4 protein-coding genes are annotated in these 2,087 nt (G+C 62.3%); all 4 read right to left on the bottom strand.

The annotated features are described in order from the left end of the window. The coding region (tnpC, locus tag DEM27_RS33315; RefSeq protein ID WP_109462508.1) for an IS66 family transposase at window positions 1–1,192 on the bottom strand (1,192 nt) is incomplete at its 3' end. Between the two features lie 75 nt (window positions 1,193–1,267). Then, window positions 1,268–1,540 carry an IS66 family insertion sequence element accessory protein TnpB gene (tnpB, locus tag DEM27_RS33310; RefSeq protein ID WP_245446315.1) on the bottom strand — a complete coding sequence of 91 codons (273 nt, stop codon included), beginning with the start codon at window positions 1,538–1,540 and terminating at the stop codon, window positions 1,268–1,270. 68 nt (window positions 1,541–1,608) lie between these two features. Continuing rightward, window positions 1,609–1,761 (bottom strand): hypothetical protein, encoded by a 153-nt coding sequence (locus DEM27_RS34915; protein ID WP_245446313.1) that lies wholly within the window; start codon window positions 1,759–1,761, stop codon window positions 1,609–1,611. Between the two features lie 23 nt (window positions 1,762–1,784). Beyond that, a complete protein-coding gene (locus tag DEM27_RS34910) occupies window positions 1,785–2,009 on the bottom strand; it encodes a transposase (protein ID WP_245446311.1) in 225 nt (74 codons plus the stop codon). Window positions 2,010–2,087 lie beyond the last annotated feature (78 nt).

Here is a 2,087-nt window from a genome sequence, read left to right as displayed (position 1 = left end):
CATCCTCGACCTTCCATAGCGCGCTCATGGCGACGACCGTATCCGTCGCGGCCTGCGAGACCCCGGTGATGTGCAGGTCGTAAAACTTGCGCCTCAGATGCGCCCAGCAGCCTGCGAGTTGGATCGTCTCGTTGTTGCCGCCTTTGGCCCGCGTCTTGGCCAGGCTGGTGTAGGCCGTGTATCCATCGACTTGCAGGATGCCATTGAAGCCGACGAGATGCCGTGCCACGCACTGCGCACCTCGGCTGTCTTCGAAGCGATAGGCGACCATCGGCGGGCTGGTTCCGCCATAGGGCCGATCATCGCGTGCGTAAGCCCAAAGCCAGGCTTTCGTGGTCTTGCCCGAACCGGGCGCAAGGGTGGGTAACGTCGTTTCGTCGGCAAAGACCCTCTCGCCTTCCTTGACCCGCTCCAGGATGTAGTCGGCGCATATCTGAAGCTCGAAGCCCAGATGCCCCATCCATTGCGCCATCAAGTTCCGGCTAATCTCGACGCCATCGCGCAGATAGATCGCTTCCTGCCGGTAAAGCGGAAGGCCGTCGCCGTATTTGGAGACCGCGATATAGGCCAGCAGCCGCTCCGTCGGCAGGCCGCCTTCGATGATGCGCGCCGGTGCCAGAGCCTGGATCACGCCGTCACGCCCCCGGAAAGCGTATTTGGGGCGGCGCGTCACGATGACCCGGAACTTCGGCGGCACGACATCCAGCCGTTCGGAGCGGTCCTCGCCGATCAGCACCTTTTCCAGACCCTCGCATTCAGCAGGGATTTCCGGTTCGATGATCTCCTCAATGCGTTCGAGGTGAGCGGCAAAGCCCTTGCGCGGACGCGGCGCACGCTTCGGCTTGTCCCCGGCAGTGCGGTCGAGTTCGCTCTGGATTTCCGAAAGGCCGGTCTCGACCTCCTCGAAGGCAAAGGACACCTGGTCGTCATTAACGGCCAGGCGCAGTCGCTCGGACCGCGTGCCATGCTGCGTGCGTTGCAGGACCTTCATGATCGTCGTGAGGTTGGCGATCCGCTCGTTGGCCGCCGCCTCCACCGCCTGCAACCGGATAACCTCTGCCTCGGAGGCTACGAGCCGAGCTTCTGTAACCGCTATCCGCGCCTCGTTTGCCGCCTGCTCGCGCGCCATCGCCAGGACCATCGCCTTCAGCGCATCGACGTCATCTGGCAATTCGGAAACAGGCAAAACCATGGGAGGAATAGAGCACAAAAGCGGCCGTTTTCCCAAGCGTTCCCGCCACATGATTCATCTTGCCGCAGGCCGGTATCAGCCCGTCAGCAGCGGTCGCCGGACCTTGGCTGGACGGATCTTTTTCCAATCCATTCCGGCCAGAAGCGCCATCAGTTGCGAATGGTCGAGACGCACCCGCGCCGCCGATATGCCCGGCCAGCAGAAGCTGCTCTCTTCCAGGGTTTTCGAATAGAGGCAGACCCCGCTGCCGTCCCACCAGACAATGCGGACACGGTCCGCCCGTTTCGACCGGAAGACGTAAAGCGCGCCATTGAACGGGTCGAGGCCGCCATCCCGTACCAACGCCATCAATGATGCGGCTCCCTTGCGGAAGTCGACCGGTTGGCAAGACACGTAAACCACAACGCCGGAAGCGATCATGCCTTGCGCACCGCGCCGATAATGCCCGCCAACTGATCCGGATCGATATCGCCGCGTACCCGCATGACGATATCGCCAACCACAATCTCCACCGTCGCGCCCCCGCTCACCTCAAAGCGCGTGAACTTCGCCGGCTCGCTTTCCATCATGGTTCGACCGCCCAATGGCACCGTCAATGGCGCCATCGTCCCCGTGGAAAGCGCCTTCCTGCGCCACGCATAAAGTTGCGACACGCCAGTTCATAGGCGCGCGCAACCTCCGCCACCGTCCCTCCCGGCGAAAACGCTTCCGCCACAAGCCGCGCCTTCTCGTCATCAGACCAATGCCGCGGCGAACGTCGCGACGGCGTCGCCGTCAAAACTTCAAACGTCCGGCCCTGATTCACCTTGTCGCTCATATGACTCTCCGCATGATTCATGCAGAAAATGAGCTTCCGCGAACAAACGCGCTACGTGGGATCGCCTACACGCTTACG

The sequence above is a fragment of the Rhizobium album genome (assembly GCF_003122325.1).
GTDB lineage: Bacteria > Pseudomonadota > Alphaproteobacteria > Rhizobiales > Rhizobiaceae > Metarhizobium > Metarhizobium album.
This window is presented reverse-complemented; position numbering and strand designations above follow the sequence as displayed.

Coding starts and splice junctions, on each gene's coding strand:
- DEM27_RS34910 (WP_245446311.1), bottom strand. CDS start 2,009: ATGAGCGACAAGGTGAATCAGGGCCGGACGTTTGAAGTTTTGACGGCG.
- DEM27_RS34915 (WP_245446313.1), bottom strand. CDS start 1,761: ATGATGGAAAGCGAGCCGGCGAAGTTCACGCGCTTTGAGGTGAGCGGG.
- tnpB (WP_245446315.1), bottom strand. CDS start 1,540: ATGGCGTTGGTACGGGATGGCGGCCTCGACCCGTTCAATGGCGCGCTT.